This is a genomic window from Streptomyces vastus, from assembly GCF_039532825.1.
Lineage (GTDB): Bacteria > Actinomycetota > Actinomycetes > Streptomycetales > Streptomycetaceae > Streptomyces > Streptomyces vastus.
The window spans coordinates 42,257-60,503 of the sequence record NZ_BAAASJ010000098.1 but is presented as its reverse complement, the minus strand read 5'-3'; the positions used below and the strand labels follow the sequence as shown (position 1 = coordinate 60,503).

16 protein-coding genes and 2 pseudogenes are annotated in these 18,247 nt (G+C 68.7%); 11 read left to right on the top strand and 7 right to left on the bottom strand.

Going from position 1 to position 18,247, the window contains the following annotated elements:
• Positions 1 to 130 precede the first annotated feature (130 nt).
• From ABD357_RS30890 to ABD357_RS30880, 3 genes are all read left to right on the top strand, one after another.
• Entirely contained in the window at positions 131 to 1,363 is a 1,233-nt protein-coding gene (locus ABD357_RS30890) for an amidohydrolase family protein (protein WP_344394430.1), read from the top strand.
• A gap of 20 nt (positions 1,364 to 1,383) precedes the next feature.
• Positions 1,384 to 2,286, top strand: a complete 903-nt coding sequence (locus ABD357_RS30885) for an LLM class F420-dependent oxidoreductase (RefSeq protein ID WP_344394429.1) — start codon at positions 1,384 to 1,386, stop codon at positions 2,284 to 2,286.
• A 415-nt stretch (positions 2,287 to 2,701) separates the two neighbouring features.
• A complete protein-coding gene (locus ABD357_RS30880) occupies positions 2,702 to 3,448 on the top strand; it encodes a helix-turn-helix transcriptional regulator (RefSeq protein ID WP_344394307.1) in 747 nt (248 codons plus the stop codon).
• Positions 3,449 to 3,570: 122 nt separating this feature from the next.
• Here ABD357_RS30880 and ABD357_RS30875 read toward each other — a convergent pair whose 3' ends face one another.
• Positions 3,571 to 4,383, bottom strand: coding sequence for a hypothetical protein (locus tag ABD357_RS30875; protein ID WP_344394306.1), 813 nt, complete (start codon positions 4,381 to 4,383; stop codon positions 3,571 to 3,573).
• A gap of 51 nt (positions 4,384 to 4,434) precedes the next feature.
• The gene (locus tag ABD357_RS30870; RefSeq protein WP_344394305.1) at positions 4,435 to 5,178 is read right to left on the bottom strand and encodes a hypothetical protein; all 744 of its coding nucleotides are present in this window, start codon (positions 5,176 to 5,178) and stop codon (positions 4,435 to 4,437) included.
• Positions 5,179 to 5,487: 309 nt separating this feature from the next.
• Here ABD357_RS30870 and ABD357_RS30865 point away from each other — a divergent pair, with 309 nt between their 5' ends.
• From ABD357_RS30865 to ABD357_RS30850, 4 genes and pseudogenes are all read left to right on the top strand, one after another.
• Positions 5,488 to 6,264, top strand: coding sequence for an SDR family NAD(P)-dependent oxidoreductase (locus tag ABD357_RS30865; RefSeq protein ID WP_344394304.1), 777 nt, complete (start codon positions 5,488 to 5,490; stop codon positions 6,262 to 6,264).
• Between the two features lie 99 nt (positions 6,265 to 6,363).
• Positions 6,364 to 7,482: an LLM class flavin-dependent oxidoreductase gene (locus ABD357_RS30860; protein WP_344394303.1), complete on the top strand. Its 1,119-nt coding sequence runs from the start codon at positions 6,364 to 6,366 to the stop codon at positions 7,480 to 7,482.
• 151 nt (positions 7,483 to 7,633) lie between these two features.
• Positions 7,634 to 9,361, top strand: a pseudogene (locus ABD357_RS30855) (N-acyl-D-amino-acid deacylase family protein); the annotation flags it as partial.
• A 91-nt stretch (positions 9,362 to 9,452) separates the two neighbouring features.
• Entirely contained in the window at positions 9,453 to 10,910 is a 1,458-nt protein-coding gene (locus ABD357_RS30850) for an aldehyde dehydrogenase family protein (protein ID WP_344394302.1), read from the top strand.
• A gap of 24 nt (positions 10,911 to 10,934) precedes the next feature.
• Here the strand turns inward: ABD357_RS30850 and ABD357_RS30845 are convergent, their stop codons facing one another.
• From ABD357_RS30845 to ABD357_RS30835, 3 genes are all read right to left on the bottom strand, one after another.
• Positions 10,935 to 11,234: a type II toxin-antitoxin system PemK/MazF family toxin gene (locus ABD357_RS30845; RefSeq protein ID WP_344394301.1), complete on the bottom strand. Its 300-nt coding sequence runs from the start codon at positions 11,232 to 11,234 to the stop codon at positions 10,935 to 10,937.
• Positions 11,231 to 11,461, bottom strand: a complete 231-nt coding sequence (locus tag ABD357_RS30840) for a hypothetical protein (protein WP_344394300.1) — start codon at positions 11,459 to 11,461, stop codon at positions 11,231 to 11,233. Before ABD357_RS30840 ends, ABD357_RS30845 begins: the two co-directional genes overlap by 4 nt.
• Before the next feature lie 75 nt (positions 11,462 to 11,536).
• On the bottom strand, positions 11,537 to 12,175 hold the full coding sequence (locus ABD357_RS30835) for a LysE family translocator (RefSeq protein WP_344394299.1): 639 nt from the start codon (positions 12,173 to 12,175) through the stop codon (positions 11,537 to 11,539).
• A 95-nt stretch (positions 12,176 to 12,270) separates the two neighbouring features.
• Between ABD357_RS30835 and ABD357_RS30830 the strand changes: the two genes are divergently transcribed.
• From ABD357_RS30830 to ABD357_RS30815, 4 genes and pseudogenes are all read left to right on the top strand, one after another.
• Positions 12,271 to 12,693, top strand: a complete 423-nt coding sequence (locus ABD357_RS30830; protein WP_344394298.1) for a hypothetical protein — start codon at positions 12,271 to 12,273, stop codon at positions 12,691 to 12,693.
• 116 nt (positions 12,694 to 12,809) lie between these two features.
• Entirely contained in the window at positions 12,810 to 13,454 is a 645-nt protein-coding gene (locus tag ABD357_RS30825) for a CBS domain-containing protein (RefSeq protein ID WP_344394297.1), read from the top strand.
• 122 nt (positions 13,455 to 13,576) lie between these two features.
• Positions 13,577 to 13,791: pseudogene (locus ABD357_RS30820) on the top strand (hypothetical protein); the annotation flags it as partial.
• A 364-nt stretch (positions 13,792 to 14,155) separates the two neighbouring features.
• The gene (locus ABD357_RS30815; protein ID WP_344394296.1) at positions 14,156 to 15,874 is read left to right on the top strand and encodes a cellulose-binding protein; all 1,719 of its coding nucleotides are present in this window, start codon (positions 14,156 to 14,158) and stop codon (positions 15,872 to 15,874) included.
• Positions 15,875 to 16,169: 295 nt separating this feature from the next.
• On the opposite strand, the gene ABD357_RS30810 is transcribed toward ABD357_RS30815, so the two are convergent.
• The gene (locus ABD357_RS30810; protein ID WP_344394295.1) at positions 16,170 to 16,565 is read right to left on the bottom strand and encodes a nitroreductase family deazaflavin-dependent oxidoreductase; all 396 of its coding nucleotides are present in this window, start codon (positions 16,563 to 16,565) and stop codon (positions 16,170 to 16,172) included.
• Between the two features lie 50 nt (positions 16,566 to 16,615).
• The gene (locus ABD357_RS30805) at positions 16,616 to 18,127 is read right to left on the bottom strand and encodes a CehA/McbA family metallohydrolase (protein WP_344394294.1); all 1,512 of its coding nucleotides are present in this window, start codon (positions 18,125 to 18,127) and stop codon (positions 16,616 to 16,618) included.
• Positions 18,128 to 18,247 lie beyond the last annotated feature (120 nt).

Sequence of the window (18,247 nt, the reverse complement as noted above, 5' to 3'; positions counted from 1 at the left end):
CCCCACACGGTCCCCTCAACCTAGAGACCGATCACCGCGAACGGATACAGGGGCGGCCCGGCCAGGTAGCCGACGAACAGGGAGCTGACGCACCGTCAGATCAGCGCTACCGTAAGACCCCATGGAGACCATGGAGACCTTCCCGAAGATCATCTCGGTGGACGACCACACAGTGGAGCCCCCCAACGTCTGGCGGGACCGGCTCCCGTCGAAGTACCAGGACCGAGGACCCCGTGTCGTCCGCGCACCGCTCAAGGAAATGACCTTCCTGGGCGGCAAGTTCGCCCCCGTCATGGGCAGTCCCGGCGACGACGGCCCCATCGGCGACTGGTGGGTCTACGAGGACCTGCACCGCCCCCTCACCCGCCTCGACACCGCCGTCGGGTACCCCCGCGACGAGATCAAGCTGGAGATCATCACGTACGAGCAGATGCGCCCGGGCTCGTACGACGTCCCGCAGCGCCTGGCCGACATGGACGTCAACCACGTCCAGAGCGCCGTCTGCTTCCCCACCTTCCCCCGCTTCTGCGGCCAGACCTTCACGGAGGCGAAGGACCACGAGCTCGGTCTGCTGGGGGTGCGCGCGTACAACGACTGGATGGTCGAGGAGTGGTGCGGCCCCGAGGCGCAGGGACGGCTGATACCGCTCACGCTCATCCCTCTCTGGGACGCCGAGCTGGCGGCGCAGGAGGTGCGCCGCAACGCCGCGCGCGGCGTACGCGCCGTCGCCTTCTCAGAGATACCCCCGCACCTCGGACTGCCGTCCGTCCACACGGACGACTGGGACCCGTTCCTCGCCGCCTGCGACGAGACAGGCACGGTCATCGCCATGCACATCGGGTCCAGCAGCAGGATGCCCTCCACCTCCGCGGACGCGCCGCCCGCCGTCGGCTCCACCATCACCTTCGCCAACTGCTGCTTTTCGATGGTCGACTGGCTGATGAGCGGCAAGTTCGAACGCTTCCCGAACCTCAAGGTCATGTACGCGGAGGGGCAGATCGGCTGGATCCCGTACATCCTGGAGCGCGCGGACGTCGTCTGGGAGGAGAACCGCGGCTGGGGCGGAGTCGCCGACAAGGTCCACCGCCCGCCCTCCGAACTCTTCGCCGAGCACGTCTACGGCTGCTTCTTCGACGACGCCTTCGGCCTGAAGAACCTCGACGCGATCGGCGTCCCGAACGTGCTCTACGAGACCGACTACCCCCACTCCGACTCCACCTGGCCCAAGTCCCGCGAGGTCGGCGAGGCGCAGATGGGGCACCTGGACGCGGACGTCGTCGACCGGATCGTACGGCGGAACGCGATCGAGCTGCTGGGGCTGACTGAGGACGGGCTCTGGGCCGGACCGGGCGGTGCCCGTTGAGCAGCCCGCTGCTGTACGGGATGCAACTCCCGGTCCAGTCGCAGAGCACGATCTACGCCGAGGCCTGGGAGGCGGCGGCCGGCCCCGACGACCTCGTGGAGATCGCCCGCACAGCCGACCGCTCCGGCTTCGCGTACCTCGCGAGCTGCGACCACGTCGCCATCCCACGCCGCCTCGCGGCCGCGATGAGCACCGTCTGGTACGACCCGGTCGCCACCCTCGCGTTCCTGGCCTCGGTCACCGAGCGCGTACGGCTGCTCAGCCATGTCGCCGTCGTCGGGCTCCGCCACCCGCTCATCACCGCCAAGCAGTACGCGACCCTCGACCACCTTTCGAGCGGCCGCCTGATCCTCGGAGTCGGCGCCGGCCACGTACAGGAGGAGTTCGAGGCGCTGGGCGTCGATTTCGAACGGCGCGGATCCGTGCTCGACGAGAGCATCGACGCGCTGCGGTCTGCCCTCGGCCGCGATGAATTCCCCGAGCACCACGGGAAGTTGTACGACTTCGACGGCCTCGGCCAGCGGCCCCGGCCGACGCAGGCCCACGTACCCCTCTGGGTCGGCGGCTCCTCACCCGCCGCCGTACGCCGGGCCGCGATCAAGGGCGACGGCTGGCTGCCGCAGGGCGACCCCCGGGACCGCCTGCCGGACCAGATCGCCCGGCTGAAACGCATACGGGAGGAGTCAGGCATCACCGAGCCCGCCGTCGTCGGCGCCATAACCGAGCCGCTGTACGTAGGGGACCCGGCCTGGGACGTGGGCCGCCGCACCCTCTCCGGCCACCCCGAAGCACTGGCCGAGTCACTGCGGGCCTACCAGGCGATGGGCGTACACCAGATCCAGATCCGCTTCCGCTCCCGAAGCCGAAGCGAACTAACGGACCAGATGGGGACGTTCGGAGCGGAGGTAGCTCCGCATCTTTGATCCCGAAAAAGCCCGCACCCCCAACTACCTGCCCCCTTCCACCGGCGGGAGGGGGCGTGGGCCGGTGCGTCGTGTGCCCGTCGCTCAGGTTCTGTCTCTGGTCACCCGCACGGTGTACCGAGACACCGGGCCGTATGCCCGGCCTGCGACGGGCTGATGCACCGGCCCGCGGCCCCGCACCCACCACGCACCCAAGGGGCGCGGGGCTGTGACATCAGCGGCTCCGCCGCGGGGCGCGAGCAACCACAACGCACCCGCAGTCGCCAACAAACCGAACCCACCACCCCTGTAGGCGCCCCGCCCCTCCCCGACGGCCTGTCTGACAGCATGACAGCAATTTCTTTGAACATTTGAACAGGCCCGCCCCGAGTCCCGTACGTAGAGACGTCATGACTTCGGCGGAAGGGCCCGCGAAATGCGATCTTCCAGGCACGTCAGCACGGCGAATCACGCCTCCTATCCCCCTGCAGCTGGCGATTCGTCCCGGAGACTGACCGTCGTCCTGGCCTGCGCCGAGGAGGGCTGGCCGCATGACGACTGGCCGGCCCCGGACGATCCGTACGTGGGCCGGGTGCTGCACTCCCCGGCTCCCCACCATTTCCTGCGCGACCGTGCCCGTGACGGGGACAACGAGGCCGTGGACGTCGTCGTGCTGCCCTGCGAGGACCCCGCGGACGCCTTTCCGAGGCTGCTCGGTGCCATGGGTGACATGAACGCGTCAGTAATCGTCATCAGCCCCGAGCGCGACCCCGACGTGATCGTCGACGTCTTCCGCGGCGGAGCCGGCTACCTGGCGGAGGGCGACTACTGCACCTGCATGCTCTCCGCGGCGGTCGTGGCCGCCACGACCGGGCACACCTATCTCTCGCCCCTGGCGTGCGCGGCGCTCAGGGAGTGCGCCCAGCGCATGGCGGTCCCGCGCGACGACGCCCTGCAACGGCTGCGGGCCCTGCTCTCGCCCCGCGAGCGGCAGATCATGGAGTTACTGTCGACCGGCCTGGGCGCGCAGGAGATCGGGGTGCGGCTGAGGCTGACCGAGAAGACGGTCCGCAACAACCTCAGCAACATCTACGCCAAGCTGGATGCCCGGGGGAGTACGGACGCGGTGCTGCGCTGGCTGGGCGCCAGGAACGGCGACAGCCTGGGGTCCGCGGCCCGCTGACGCTGCCGTCGACGTGATGGGCACGGGCGACGTGACAGACACGGAAGAAGCCCCCGCGCGAGCGGGGGCTTGGTGCCGGACGTGATGCCGGCACCGTCGGCTACGGCCGTCCGCCCGAAGAGTTACGGCGCCGGAATCTCGGACAGCGGGATCTCGACATCCGTGACATTCGCGCCGCCCTCGCCGAATCCGGGCTGCTGCGACTCGGCGCGGATCTCGGCGCTCTGCGGGCTGCTGCCGCCCAGGACTTCCTCGGCCTGCGGCGTACCGCACTTCACGTTGCGCAGCCAGAGACGGCCGTCGGGGACGCCGTTCTGCAGGATCTGCGGATAGAAGACATGCACGGTCTTGGCGCCCTCGCTGGGGGAGAAGAAGACCTTCTGGCCGTCCTGCTCCTCCTTGTACGTGGCCTTGAGGTACCCGCTCACGTCGGTGCGCTTCTCCGACCACATGAAGAAGCCGATGTGGTCGGGCTGCACCTTGTCGGTCCTGGAGAAATCGAAGCCGGTGCCCGTGTCGTCACGCTCGAGGTTGAATTCCGTCGTGTTGAACTTGGCGCCGATCTCGAAGAACGAGTTCCCCAGCTTGGAGTCGGCGGAGGCGACGAACCCGTCTTCGAGCGTGATGGACCTGACCACCGACGTGGACACTGAGAAGTTCTTCTCGAGAGCGGTCGTGGCTCCACAGTTGTCGGAGGGGGTGGAAACGCGCTTGTTGGGCCCCAGGTTGTTCCTCTTGAACTGGACGTCGACGAATTCGCAGTTCTCCAGTTTGTCGGAGTTCTCCGCGCAGTCCTTGGACACTTCGGAGGGGGTGGCGGCACCCGCCGAGTACATCAGCGGAACGGCCACCCCGGCGGCCACCACTGGAGCCAGCATGAAGGTGATGCGCTTCTTCCTGCTCCGGTGATTTCCCTTGCGGCTGCTGCGTGTCATGGTGCGTCTCCTTGAGGGGGGAAGTGCGGGGGGTTGGGTTACGGGCGTCCGTCAGCAGTCGGTCAGGACGGCCTTGGGCGTCCCGTCCGCGATTCCGGGAGCGCCGGCCGCTCCGGGCAGGGTGACGGGACCCTCGACGACTTCCTCCGCTTCGTACTGCTGCTCCGGGGTTGCGGGGATGACGGTGCCCTGCTCGCGGGCCTCGATACGGACCCGCCACACACCCGTCATGCGCTGCATCTTCGGCGTGAACTCCATGTGGAGAACCTTGCCGACCGGAACCTCCCTCGTTTCCTTGTCACCGGCGGTCACCGTCTTGAGGGTCAGGTCGGTCGTTCCCTTGTGCTTGAGCCAGGACCCGCTCAGGGCGCCGAAGAGCCCTCCACCGGCGCCCTGTTGAGTCGCGGTGTACTTGCCCTCGCCCTGACCCACGGTCGCCTTCCAAGTGGCGTCGACCTTCGCGGGCTCGGTGGCGTTCGGCTCGCAGTTCGGGAAGTCGACCGTGACCTTCTGCTTGGGGCCGTCGAAGGTCTCGAAGTTCGTCTCGACGAAATCGCAGGTGTCGGACTCGAAACCGGGGCCGGCGATCCCATGGCCGCCAAAGTCTTCGAGGGACTGCTTCTTGCCGTTGAGGACCTGGGTCCTTTCGCACATCCTGAGGATCTGCTCCGGCGTCTTCTCCTCGGCCGCGTTGGCCGACGGCAGTAACACCGTGGCGACGGCAGCGCCCGTCGTGATCGCTGCTCCGATCGCTACATACCGGACCTTCTTGTTCTTGAATCGCCTCTTGGCCACGCTCTGATCTCTCTTTGAGGGGGGGATTTATTGGGAGTTCCTTTGCCTTCCCGTTGAGAAATATTGGCGTTCGCTTCGTGGCCCCGACAGAGTCAAATGTCCCTACCGGCCGGTCACTTGGCGTGTCCATTGCCACACGCCTCGAACGCCGTCACCCCTTGCCTCGGCGGGCGCTGTGCTGTCCCCACCGGAGCCGCCAACTCTTGCCTGACGGCCCGTCAGCTAAGACCATGGGGATCGTCGCCATGTGTGTGACGAAGCATCAGGAATGCAGTCAACGCGCGTCCTCCACTACTGAAGGAGAAACCCATGGGCAAGCTCGACGGACGCGTCGTCCTCATCACCGGTGCCGCACGCGGCCAGGGTGAGCAGGAGGCGCGGCTCTTCGTCGCGGAGGGCGCCGAAGTCGTCATCGGCGACGTACTGGACGATCAGGGGGAGGCGCTGGCCAAGGAGTTGGGCGCGCGGTACGTGCACCTCGACGTGAGCCAGGAAGCCGACTGGCGGTCCGCGGTGGCCGCGGCCAAGGAGGCGTACGGGCGGATCGACGGGCTGGTCAACAACGCCGGGATCCTGCGCTTCAACGAGCTGGTCAGCACGCCGCTGGAGGAGTTCCAGCAGATCGTGCAGGTCAACCAGGTCGGGGTCTTCCTCGGCATCAAGACCGTCGCGCCCGAGATCGAGGCGGCGGGCGGCGGCACGATCGTGAACACCGCCTCGTACGCGGGGATGACGGGCATGGCCTGGGTCGGTGCGTACGCGGCGACCAAGCACGCGATCGTCGGGCTGACCCGCGTGGCCGCGCTGGAGCTGGCCGGGAAGGGGATCCGCGTCAACGCCGTCTGCCCGGGCGCGATCGACACCGCCATGAGCAATCCCGCCCAGCTCGATCCCGGCGCGGACACGGAGAAGGCCGCCGAAGGTATCGACCGGCTGTACCGCAAGCTCGTGCCGCTCGGGCGGGTCGGGCAGCCGGAGGAGGTGGCGCGGCTGGTGCTCTTCCTCTCCGGTGACGACTCCTCGTACATCACGGGGCAGCCGTTCGTGATCGACGGAGGCTGGCTGGCGGGAGTCAGCGTTCTCTGACGCCTCGTCAGCTATTGACCCTTCGCGGGTGCGGTGCGACAGTCGGCGAAGCAGATCTGACGCAACGTCAGATACCGATGTTGGGGACGGTGAACCTCCTTGGAATTCGGGCTCTTTGTACAGGGATACGTGGGCAAGCGGGCCGAGACCGATCCGCTCGCCGAGCACAAGGCGCTGATGGAGGAGACCGAGTACGTCATCCAGGCGGACAAGTCCGGCTTCAAGTACGCCTGGGCGTCCGAGCACCACTTCCTGGAGGAGTACTCGCACCTCTCGGCGAACGACGTCTTCCTCGGGTATCTGGCGCACGCTACCGAGCGGATTCATCTGGGCTCGGGGATCTTCAATCCCCTCGCCCAGGTCAACCACCCGGTGAAGGTCGCCGAGAAGGTCGCGATGCTCGACCATCTCTCCGAAGGCCGCTTCGAGTTCGGCAGCGGGCGGGGCGCGGGTTCGCACGAGATCCTCGGCTTCATCCCCGGCGTCACCGACATGAACTACACCAAGGAGATCTGGGAAGAGACCATCGCCGAGTTCCCGAAGATGTGGCTCCAGGAGGAGTACGTCGGGTTCCAGGGCAAGCACTGGTCGCTGCCGCCGCGGAAGGTGCTGCCCAAGCCGTACGGGAAGGCGCACCCTGCCATGTGGTACGCGGCCGGGTCCCCGCCCTCGTACGCCATGGCCGCCCGTAAGGGCCTGGGTGTGCTCGGCTTCAGCGTGCAGAAGGTCTCCGACATGGAGTGGGTGCTGGAGCAGTACAAGACGGCGATCGTCGAGGCGGAGCCGGTGGGTGCGTTTGTCAACGACAACGTCATGGTGACGTCCACCGCGGTCTGTGCGCCTACGCATGCGGAGGCGGTGCGGATTGCCGCCGGCGGTGGCCTGCACTATCTGCAGTCGCTGGTCTTCCGGTACCACGACACGTTTCCTCGGCCGGAGGGTTTCCCTGTGTGGCCGGAGACGCTTCCCGAGTTCAACGAGGAGATCGTCGAGCATCTCATCGCTGAGGAGTTGTTGATCTGCGGGGATCCGGACGAGGTGCTGATGCAGTGCAAGCGGTGGGAGCAGGCGGGGGCCGATCAGCTGTCCTTCGGGCTGCCGATCGGGATTTCGCGTGAGGACACTCTGCAGACGATTCGGCTCGTCGGGGAGCACGTGATTCCGAAGATCGATACGGATCCTGTTCATCGGACCTCGCGGTTCCGCGCCGGCGCGTGATCGCTCCGCTGGGTTGAGCCGGAGACCTGCGGGTCGTCCTTCAGGCGCGGGCCGTCTGTGGCTGGTCGCGCAGTTCCCCGCGCCCCTAAAGGGGCGCTGCACCACACCGAGTTTTCACAGCGGACCTGAGCGGCTGTAGGAGGTATGCGTCATGCTCGACCACCTGATCAAGGGCGCGACCGTCGTGGATGGGACGGGAAAGCCCGCGTACACCGCCGACGTGGGGATACGCGACGGTCGTATCGCCGTCATCGGCAAAGCGGTCACCGAGGAGGCTCGTACGTCCGAGGACGCCGGCGGGCTCGTTCTCGCCCCCGGCTTTGTCGATCCCCACACCCACTACGACGCTCAGCTCTTCTGGGACCCGTACGCGACTCCCTCCCTCAACCACGGTGTGACTACCGTCGCGGGTGGCAACTGCGGCTTCACCCTCGCCCCCTTGAACCCCTCCCGGCCCGAAGACGCCGACTACACGCGGCGGATGATGTCCAAGGTGGAGGGGATGTCGCTGGTGGCCCTCGAGGAGGGGGCGCCGTGGAGTTGGCATACGTTCGGGGAGTATCTCGATGCTCTCGAGGGGCGGATCGCCGTCAACGCGGGGTTCATGGTGGGGCATTGCGCGCTGCGGCGGTATGTGATGGGGCCGGACGCGGTGGGCGGGCAGCCTTCCGACGGGCAACTGGCGGAGATGCTACGGCTGTTCCATGAGTCGATGGATGCGGGCGCCTGGGGGCTGTCGACCACCCAGTCGTCCACGCACTCCGACGGCGATGGGAAACCCGTCGCCTCGCGGCACGCGAAACCGGCCGAACTGCTCGCTCTGTCCCGTGCCGTCGCGGAACACGAGGGCACGCAGCTGGAGGCCATCGTGGCCGGCTGCCTCGACCAGTTCAGCGACGACGAGATCGATCTCTTCGTGGAGATGAGCGCGTCGGCGGGCCGTCCCCTGAACTGGAACGTCCTGACCATCGACGCGGCCGTCCCCGACCGCGTGCCGAGGCAACTGGCCGCAAGTGAGCGCGCCCGTAAGGCCGGTGGCCGGATCATCGCGCTGACGATGCCGATCCTCACCCCGATGAACATGTCGCTCGGCACCTTCTGCGCACTGAACCTGATCCCCGGCTGGGGCGAGATCCTCGGTCTGCCGGTGCCCGAGCGGATCGCGAAACTCCGCGACCGGGACGTACGGACCGAGATGCTGCGTCGCGCGGACAGCAAGGAGGCGGGTGTCTTCCGCCGGCTCGCCGACTTCGGGCGGTACGTCATCGGGGACACGTACAGTCCCGAGAACGAGGGGCTGACCGGCCGCGTCGTACGGGACATCGCGGCCGAACGCGGCCAGGAACCCTTCGAGTGCATCGTCGAGATCTGCGCCAACGACCAGATGCGTACGGTCCTTTGGCCCATGCCGACCGACAACGACCCCGACTCCTGGGCGCTGCGCGCCGAGACCTGGCAGCACGAGGACGTCATGCTGGGCGGGTCCGATGCTGGGGCGCATCTGGACCGGATGTGCGGGGCGCCGTACACGACGCGGTTCATCGGGGACTGTCTGCGCGGACGGAAGCTCGCGACGCTGGAGCAGGCGGTGAAGATGCTCACTGACGATCCCGCCCAGCTCTTCGGCCTGCGGGAACGCGGGCGGATCGCCGAGGGATGGCATGCCGACCTCGTCCTGTTCGACCCGGAACGCATCGCCGCCGGTACGGCCACGCTGGTGCACGACCTGCCGGGAGACAGCCCGCGGCTGGACTCCAAGGCGATCGGGATCACGGCGGTCTGGGTGAACGGGGTGGAGGCGATCCGCGGGGACCGGGTGACGGGGGCGGTGCCGGGGAAGGTGCTGCGGTCCGGTCGGGACACGCGGACGGTGAGTACGCTGCATTCTCCCGGAGGACAACCCCCGGACCCCCGGCCGGAAAAGCGGGTCGGTCACGGCACCCGGAACGACAAGAGCGGGTGACCCGAAGGTGACCGAGGGACAGCGGCTGTTCGTCGGCGGTTCGTGGGTCGAGCCGGACGGCGGTCACTACGAGGTGATCGACCCGGCGACCGAGGGGGTCGTCGGGTTGGCGCCGGAGGCCTCGCGGGATCAGGTGCACGCGGCGGCAGCCGCGGCCCGCGAGGCCTTCGGGCCCTGGTCGCGTACGTCCCCTTCCGAGCGCGCGGCGATCCTGGACCGGGCGGCGGACATCATCCAGCGCAACCTCGTCCCGTACGCCGAACTCGCCCAGGCCGAGAGCGGTGCCACGACCGGGACGGCGCGCGGGATGCAGGTGGGGGTGGGTGCGGCCCGTTTCCGGCGGTACGCGAAGGGCGCGCTGGAGCCGGTCGAGGAGGCGCTGGTCCCGCAGATCAACGAGGCGGGCCCGTTCGGCAAGGCGGCCGTCATGGGCGCGCTGGCCGTACGCCAGCCGGTGGGCGTGGTCACCTGCATCACCTCGTACAACAACCCCTGGGCGAACCCGGCCGGCAAGATCGCTCCAGCCCTGGCGATGGGCAACACGGTGGTGGTCAAACCCGCGCCCCAGGACCCGCTCTCCGTCTACCGGATGGCTCAGGCGCTGGAGGCGGCGGGCGTCCCGCCGGGTGTCGTGAACGTCGTTTCGGGCTCGCGGGCGGAGGTCGGCGAGGCGGCGGTCGACTCGCCCGACGTCGACATGGTGAGCTTCACCGGCTCGACGGCGGTCGGGCAGCGCATCGCCGAGGTGTGCGGGCGCGACATGAAACGCCAGCTGATGGAGCTGGGCGGCAAGGGCGCGGCGATCGTCTTCGACGACGCGGACGTGGCGTCGGCGGTGCGGGGGATCGGGACGACGTTCTCCTTTTACAGCGGCCAGATCTGTACGGCACCGACGCGGGTCCTGGCGCAGAGGGCGGTGTACGACCGTGTGGTCGACCAACTCGCCGCGTACGCGGGCTACTTGAAGGTGGGCGACCCGCGAGCCGAAGGCACGGTCGTGGGCCCGGTGATCTCGGCGGCGCACCGGGACAGGGTCGAGTCGTACGTCGAGCTGGGCCGCAAGGAGGGCGCGCGAATGGTCGCGGGCGGCGAGCGACCGGCGTACGACACGGGCTTCTACGTCGCTCCCACGCTCCTCGCGGACTGCACGAACGACATGCGGGTCGCCCGCGAGGAGATCTTCGGCCCGGTCGTGGTCGTCATCCCCTTCGACGAGGAGGAAGAGGGCGTCGCCCTCGCCAACGACTCCGACTACGGCCTGATCGACTACGTCTGGTCGGGGGACGTGGCGAGAGCGTTCCGCGTGGCGCGGTCGCTGCGGGCCGGCGGCGTTGGCGTGAACACGGTCGGCCGCAACATGGAGGCGCCGTTCGGGGGCTTCAAGAAGAGCGGAGTGGGGAGGGACGTGGGGTCGTACGCCCTGCACGCGTACAGCGAACTGCAGGCGATCGTCTGGCCGGGGTGACGCAGGCTGCGCCACCCGACCGCGCTACAGGTCGAAGGCGGCTCGGAGTCCGATCTCGACGGCTTCCATGACACGTTCGTCCACCGGCCCCAGGTCTTCGGTGAAGCGAGGGGCGGACAAGGTGCGAAACTCGCCGAGCACGATCGTGCCCGACGAGGGGGCGCTGACCGGAATGTCGACGAGCGTCGCCTCGCGCACCTGCTGCGGGTAGATCAGTACGCAGGTCGCGGTCTTGTTCTGTGCGTTGAGGGCGTCGGACGAAATCACCAGGACGTGGGCGGGGCCACCGGCGAAGGACAGCTGGTAGACGTGTCCGCGGTTCACCGACCCGCCACCCGCGCCCAGCGTTCCAGCGTGGTTTCCTCACTCTCGGCGGGCTCAGCGGCCGTAGTCACTATTCCCGCCTCGGCTCGTACTCGCGCGGACTTCTCCAACTGTTCGGTGAGCATCTGGCGGCGCAGTATCCGGGCGGTGTACGCGGAGGCGTTCCCCTTGGCCTTCACGAACGCGGCTACGTCGTCGGGCAGACTCATCGTCATGTTGATCGTCATGTGGGCATCATACTCTCCTCATGCACACGGCATGGCCGACGTAGGACGTCCGGCCTGACCGGATCGGCGAGGCAGCTATTCTTTGCGCCCCGTCGCCGCGACGGTGACCCCGAGGCCCACCATGGTGAGCCCACCCACACCGCCGACCAGGGACAGCCGCCGCGGTGACCGGGCGAACCATTCCCGGGCGGTGGCGGCGACCAGCCCCCACACGCTGTCTGACGCCAGAGCGATGACGTTGAAGACCAGGCCGAGCAGCAGCATCTGGGCCACGACGTGTCCTTGGGCGCGGTCGACGAACTGTGGCAGTACGGCGGCGAAGAACACGATGGTCTTGGGGTTGGCGATCCCCACCGCGAACCCCTCCCACAGCGTGCGCAGACCGTCGGCCGTGGCCGCGTCACCGCAGAACGCGGCCTGCAGCGAACCCCGTTGCCGCCACGCCTTCACCCCCAGGTACACGAGGTAGGCGCCACCCGCCAGTTTCAGCGCCGTGAAGACCAGGACGGAGCGCTCCACGAGGGAACCGATACCCAGCGACACGGCCACGACGAGCACGTACGCGCCGATCGTGTTCCCCACGACGGTTGTCAGCGCGGCGCGACGCCCCTGCGCCAGCGCCCGCCCGATCACGAACAGCACGCTCGGACCGGGCACGACGATCAGCAGGAAGGACATGGCCGCGAAGGCAAGCAGTCGGTCGGTGGACACCATGGGGCCATGCAACACAGGGAGGGCCTACCAGTGCATCCCCTTTTCTCAGGGGGCGGCCGGACGACGCGGCCGGCGCCGTTCGTCATACTGCGCGCATGCACTTCGGGGTGGTCGTAGCGGTCCTTTACTGCGTGCAGTTCAGCCGGGAACTGGGGGAGAGCGAAGTCGAGCGCCTCGCTCGCATGATCCTGGAGCAGCCGTTCTACGACCTCACCACGGAGGAGGAGTACGCCTCGATCGAAGCGGCGCTCGCCGAGGAGTCCTGGGAGCGGGACCTGTCCTGGCAGCCGCACGACGAGCCGTCCGTACGGGACTTCCTGCGGCGCCTGCTGGAACATCTGGACGCGCTGAGGCCGTGGCAGGAGCCGCCGTTCCGCTCCCTCGGGCTGGACCGCTGGGAGGAGTACAAACGCGGGACACTGCTGGCTTACGTACGTCTGGACCTGCCGGGGAGGGACCCGATGCACGCGCACCAGGCCGACGTCACTGGTCGCCGGAGCGGCGCGGTGCTGTCATAAATAGGGAAGACGGCGTGGACGAGCCGGCAGGGGTGCGGAAGCCGGCGCGCCGCGCGTGGTCTGCCCGGGCGGTCCGGCCGCGGCCGCCCCGTCGCATAGCGGAGGAGGCCGATGCCATGCTGTACCGCCGCACGGTCGGTGACGTGATGACCGAGGAAGTCGTCACCTTCCGCCCCAGCACACCGTTCCAGGAGGTCGCCGCCCTGCTGGACGCGAACGACATCGTCGCGGCCCCGGTCGTCGACGACGACGGCGCTCCCGTCGGCGTGGTGTCCGCGTCCGACGTGCTGCGGCACGAGACCGGCATGCCCGATCCGCAGGGTCAGGACGGGAACGACGAGCGCTCCTGGGGCAAGGCCCGGGCCCGAACCGCGGGCGCGCTCATGAGCAGCCCCGTCTTCACCGCCCGCGCCGACTGGACGATCCCCCGGGCCGCGCGGGAACTCCGCAGGCGGCACGTCAAGCAGCTGCCGGTGGTCGGCGACGACGGGCTCCTCACCGGCATCGTCACCCGCAGCGACCTGCTCGATGCCTTCATCCGCGCCGACGCCGAGGTCCGCAGCGAGGTTGAGCAGGACGTCCTGGGGCGCATCCTCGGCCTCGACGAGGGCACCGTCGCGGTCGAGGTCCGGGACGGGGTCGTCACCCTTCGGGGACACGTCCCGGAACCGCGTCTCGTCCCGGTCGTCGTGGGCCTCTGCCAGGGCGTCGACGGTGTCGTCGCCGTGGACGCCCACCTCGCCGCCGCCCGGGCGGGCTGAGTGTTCTGCCCCCGGGAGGGCCGACCACCAGGTGCAGTCGAGCAGATACCGGCACGAGACCGCCCCTGCCCACCCACGATCACTCTCAGCGGATGAGCGAGGCCCCGCTGGAGGAGGCCGAGCCCGCGCTCAGCCGTCGCCAGGTGACCAAGAAGCCGCTGCTGATGCGGGAGGTCGACGACAAGGTGGTGCCGCCGTACTGGCGCAAGGCGGTGTACGCGAACAAGGATCTGCCGCAGGGCGCGGTGGACCGCGACGCCTACGTGGTGTGCGTGCTGGAGCAGCTGTACGGGCGCTGGTCAGCCAAGCCATCTTCGCGTCCTCCTCGCACCGCTTCCTGTGCTTCCTGTGCGGCTTCAGCCGCTCGGCCAACGCGGGGCGGTGTGCGGCCGGAAGCATGTGATGGTTCGCGCCGTCGAGGTGGAAAGGGAGCCCGGGCGTGTCACCGGGGCACCGGGCCACGGGGTCACCCGGTCACCGGGTCCGGTGAGACGGTGAAACCGCGTCTCGGCGAAAAATGATTGAGATGGCAACCTTTCCGCTCTGACTGGCCACTTAGGGGTGTACCGACGAGGGCGAGCCGTGGTCAGCGGCGCTACGCCTTCTGTGTCAACACCCGATCGGAGCCCCACGTGTCACAAGACGACCCGAGATCCGCCGAGCAGCCGATGCCTCGGGGTCGCACGCCCCGCCGTAGCCGGATGCTCCGGCATTTTGTCGTGGGGGCGGTGGCGGTGCTCGCCGCCTCGGCCGGTGTCGGCGCCCTGGCGCCCAGCGCGGGCGCCGCGCCGACCGTCGGCATCAGTGTGGATGCCGGTACCTCCTTGGGCACGGTGCCCAGCAGTGGTGTCGGCCTCAACACGGGCTTCGGCGACGAGCACATGGGGGACGCCAAGGTGTCATCGCTGATGAAGGCCGCGGGAGTTCGGCAGCTGCGCTTTCCCGGCGGCTCCGGCGCGGACGTATACCACTGGAAGACCCACACCTCCGGCGACGGCAGCGGCTGGATCCCCTCCAACACCGACTTCGACCACTTCATGGCCACCGCGAAGAGGGTCGGCGCCCAGCCGATCCTGACCGCGAACTACGGTTCCGGTACCCCCCAGGAGGCCGCCGACTGGGTCAAGTACGCCAACGTCGACAAAGGTTACGGCGTAAAGTACTGGGAGATCGGCAACGAGGTCTACGGCAACGGGCACTACGGCGACGGCAAGGGCTGGGAAACCGACAACCACGCCGACAAGAGCCCGAAGGAGTACGGGAAGAACCTCGTCGCCTACTCGAAGGCGATGAAGGCCGTGGACCCGAAGGTGAAGATCGGAGCGGTGCTCACCACCCCCGGCTACTGGCCGGATGCGGAGAAGGCTCCCGGTGACACCGCCGACTGGAACAACACGGTGCTCTCCATCGCGGGAAGCTCGATCGACTTCGTCATCGTCCACTGGTATCCGGGCGGCACCACCACGGACGACCTGCTGAACACCCCCACCCGGATCGCCGGTGTCAGGTCCTCGCTGCGCTCGCTGATCGCCAAGTACACGGGCTCGCGCGCCGCTTCGGTGGAGATCGCGGTCACCGAGAACGGCGCCGTCGGTTCGCCCGCCCAGACCAGCCAGGCCGCGGCCCTGTTCGCGTCGGACACCTACATGACCTGGTTCGAGCAGGGCGCCACCCACGTGGACTGGTGGAACCTGCACAACGGCACGGACCAAGCACCCACCACCGTCCACGGCGAGACCGACTACCAGGACGGGGGTGTGCTCTCCGCCGGAACCTGCGCCGGGGGGAAGTGCGAACCGCCGCGCGACACACCCTTCCCCACCTACTGGGGCATCCGCTCGCTGACCGCACTGGCGCAGCCTGGCGACACCATGGTCAAGTCGTCCTCGCGCAACTCGTCGGTTGCCGTGCACGCGGTGCGGAGCAGCAAGGGCGGTCTGAACGTCATGCTGATCAACAAGAGCCCGAAGAACGCGGCGCAGGTGTCGCTCTCGTACGCCGGATTCACCCCGGCCGCAGGGGCGGTCACGACCGTTTCGTATGCCAAGGGAGACACCGCCCTGACGACGGCGAAGCGGGGCACGGCGGTCGCACAGAAGCTGCCGCCGTACTCGATCACGACTCTTCAGCTGAAGCCCGCGTCGGGGACTGCCGGCGCTGACAAGCCGTCGCCCGCCCCCACGCCGACCGTCCCCACGCCGGTTGTCTCCGCCGCCGGCACGACCGGCACCCGTGCGCAGGCGGAGAACGGCGCACCCGTCGGCCGGCCGACCCCGAGCAGCACGTCCGGCGACCTGGCTTCCACCGGGGCGAACAACGCTGTTGTCACGTACAGCGCCCTCGGTGGCCTGCTGGTCATCGCTGCCGGCGGCGCGCTGGTGCTTCGCGGACGTCGCCGCAGGGGTTTGCACGGGAAGTGAGACCGCGTGAGTGACTGACGGCCCGGCAGCAACGCCACCCACCCGTGGCGTGCGCGCCGGGCCGTCGGCCTCCGCGCCGGCGTCGGCGGTCAGGAAACAAACAAGGCCCGGGTCGTTGACCTGGACCTGGCCTGCCTCGGCACCGGTCCCGACCCGTGGGGCGGCCCACCGGCACGACTTCAGCCGAGGCGATCACCGTCGTGTGCACGCACACGCCGGGTTTGGGGGTGACGGTCGTCTACTACTTCCGTGATCCACAGGTGGTAGATCCGCAGGCCCGTGGTTCAACAGCCCCTCAATCCTCCAGATCCACCCGCACCGTCAGCAGATTCGTGCCGACCGCCCGCACCGCTGCGCTGTTCATCCGCGGCAGAGACCTGAGACGGGCACGCGCGTTGTCCTCGGGCAGCAGATGCGCGGTTCCGTGGTGCCAACGGCCCTTGATGCGGACCCGGACTCTCGGGTCCGCCTGGATGTTCCGTACGTACTGCGACTTCTCGCCGTACTCGGAGACGATCCAGAACTGGTCCCCGACCCGGCTTCCGCCGAGTGGGGTCCGGCGCGGCTGTCCCGACTTTCGCCCCGTGGTCTCGAGGAGCGTCTGAAAGGGCAGTCGTCTGGACAGCGGGTTGGCGACCCATCGTTGGAGCGATGTGACGGCGCGGAACTTGAGATCGTGGAAGCGCGACATAAGGCCCTGGTCCTTCTCGTCGGTGACCCGAGAAGTCTCCCAGGCGCCCCCTACCGCCCCAAGAAGATGGGGTTCGTGAACGCCGCCAGTGCCCCCGGCAGCGGTGCCACCGCCGCCTCGTGGCGCAGTTCCGCCCGTACGTACGCCGCGTACTGGGCCGTCGTACGCCACTCCACCGTGCCGGAGCCCGAGACCGGCAGGACGGGGCTGGTGTGCAGGACGCCCTGGTCCGTGACGAAGCGGGCCGTGCAGCGGGGCGCGCCGGAGACCTCCAGGCGGACTGTGACCGGGTCGTCGCGGTCCACCTTCAAACGGCCGCCGATACCGGCGTGTTCGCCCTTTGGGCCGTACGCGGTGAAGCCGAGCGAGACCGACTTGGACTCGGCGATGTAGGAGCGGCCCGCCTTCAGGCCCTCCTGGATGGCCTCGCGGGTGAGGTCGTCGGCGAGGACGACCGTCTGCGGGGTGCCGACGGGGTCAGGGGGGCGGTGGGCGTCGCTGTTGCCCATTGCCGGGATCCAGCCGCGGCCCTCCCGGACCGACGCGACCAGCATGCCGTCCCAGTCGGCCAGAGAGACCTCGTCGTCGGGCCCGTACGGGCCGTTCCACACCTCGACCACGTCCGCCTCGCCGAAGCCGAACTTCCAGTTGCAGCCGATGCACGTGGCGTGCGGGTGGGCGGGCACGACCAGGCCTCCGGAGCGGCGGATCTCGCGCGCGTACTTGCCGAAACGGTTGTCGCGGGCGCGGTAGCGCCAGTCGATGAACGTCCCGGGGTCCGTGCCGAGCGCGACGACATGGCCGTTACGCGTCGTGACCTCCTCGCCCATCATCACCAGCAGGTCGTCGCCCGCCACGTCGGCCCAATGGGCGTGCGCGGCATGGGTGTTGTGCTCGGAGGTGTTGATGAAGTCCAGTCCGGCCTCGCGGGCGAGGGCCGCGATCTCCGCGGGGGTACGGCGGCCGTCCGAGTACCAGGAGTGCAGGTGGCAGTCGCCGCGGTACCAGGCGCGGCCCCTGCCCTTGGCGCGTGTGGGCGGGTACTTCGGCTTCACCACGGCGCCGGGTTCGCCGTAGGTGAGCGTGATGGTGATCTCGTACGGGAGTCCCTGCGGGGCCACGGTGTAGGGGCCGAGCGCGATGTACCAGGTGCCCTCGCGGACCGGGCCGGGGATGTAGCCGGGCGTGGCGTCGTCGGCGCGGATGAAGAACTCCGTGCGTGCCCCGCCCGACCAGCCGCGGAAGCCCTTGCCACCCAGTTCCGTGCCGCGCTGGTCGAAGATGCCGATGTCGAGCGCGTTGCCCGCGGTGCCGGCCGGAACGGAAGGCTTCTCGTAGGTGTACGCGACCTTGATCTCCCGTACGCCGTCGGGAACTTCGACCGGCAGATACACGAAGTCGGGTGAGCCGGTGGGCAGTGTGCCGCGCACCGTCCTCGTCTCGTGGTCCGCTGCTGCGTCGGCGGCCTCGCTCGGGAAACTCACGCTTCCCAACGTAAGCGCGGCGGCGGCTCCCGTCACGAACAGGGCACGTCTGCCGATTCCGTGGTCGTCCTCGCACATGCTGCTGCTCCCAAGGTGTGGGTGTGGCAGGGGATGACACGTACCAGCTTCGTATTGAGCCGTGAACTCCTGTGCAAGGGAAGGGAATCGGCAGCTTTCATCGGCGCTTCCGGGGAGCGC

Coding starts and splice junctions, on each gene's coding strand:
- ABD357_RS30880 (WP_344394307.1), top strand. CDS start 2,702: ATGCGATCTTCCAGGCACGTCAGCACGGCGAATCACGCCTCCTATCCC.
- ABD357_RS30840 (WP_344394300.1), bottom strand. CDS start 11,461: ATGACGATCAACATGACGATGAGTCTGCCCGACGACGTAGCCGCGTTC.
- ABD357_RS30835 (WP_344394299.1), bottom strand. CDS start 12,175: ATGGTGTCCACCGACCGACTGCTTGCCTTCGCGGCCATGTCCTTCCTG.
- ABD357_RS30815 (WP_344394296.1), top strand. CDS start 14,156: ATGCTCCGGCATTTTGTCGTGGGGGCGGTGGCGGTGCTCGCCGCCTCG.
- ABD357_RS30890 (WP_344394430.1), top strand. CDS start 131: ATGGAGACCTTCCCGAAGATCATCTCGGTGGACGACCACACAGTGGAG.
- ABD357_RS30805 (WP_344394294.1), bottom strand. CDS start 18,127: ATGTGCGAGGACGACCACGGAATCGGCAGACGTGCCCTGTTCGTGACG.
- ABD357_RS30830 (WP_344394298.1), top strand. CDS start 12,271: ATGCACTTCGGGGTGGTCGTAGCGGTCCTTTACTGCGTGCAGTTCAGC.
- ABD357_RS30865 (WP_344394304.1), top strand. CDS start 5,488: ATGGGCAAGCTCGACGGACGCGTCGTCCTCATCACCGGTGCCGCACGC.
- ABD357_RS30810 (WP_344394295.1), bottom strand. CDS start 16,565: ATGTCGCGCTTCCACGATCTCAAGTTCCGCGCCGTCACATCGCTCCAA.
- ABD357_RS30885 (WP_344394429.1), top strand. CDS start 1,384: ATGCAACTCCCGGTCCAGTCGCAGAGCACGATCTACGCCGAGGCCTGG.
- ABD357_RS30875 (WP_344394306.1), bottom strand. CDS start 4,383: ATGACACGCAGCAGCCGCAAGGGAAATCACCGGAGCAGGAAGAAGCGC.
- ABD357_RS30825 (WP_344394297.1), top strand. CDS start 12,810: ATGCTGTACCGCCGCACGGTCGGTGACGTGATGACCGAGGAAGTCGTC.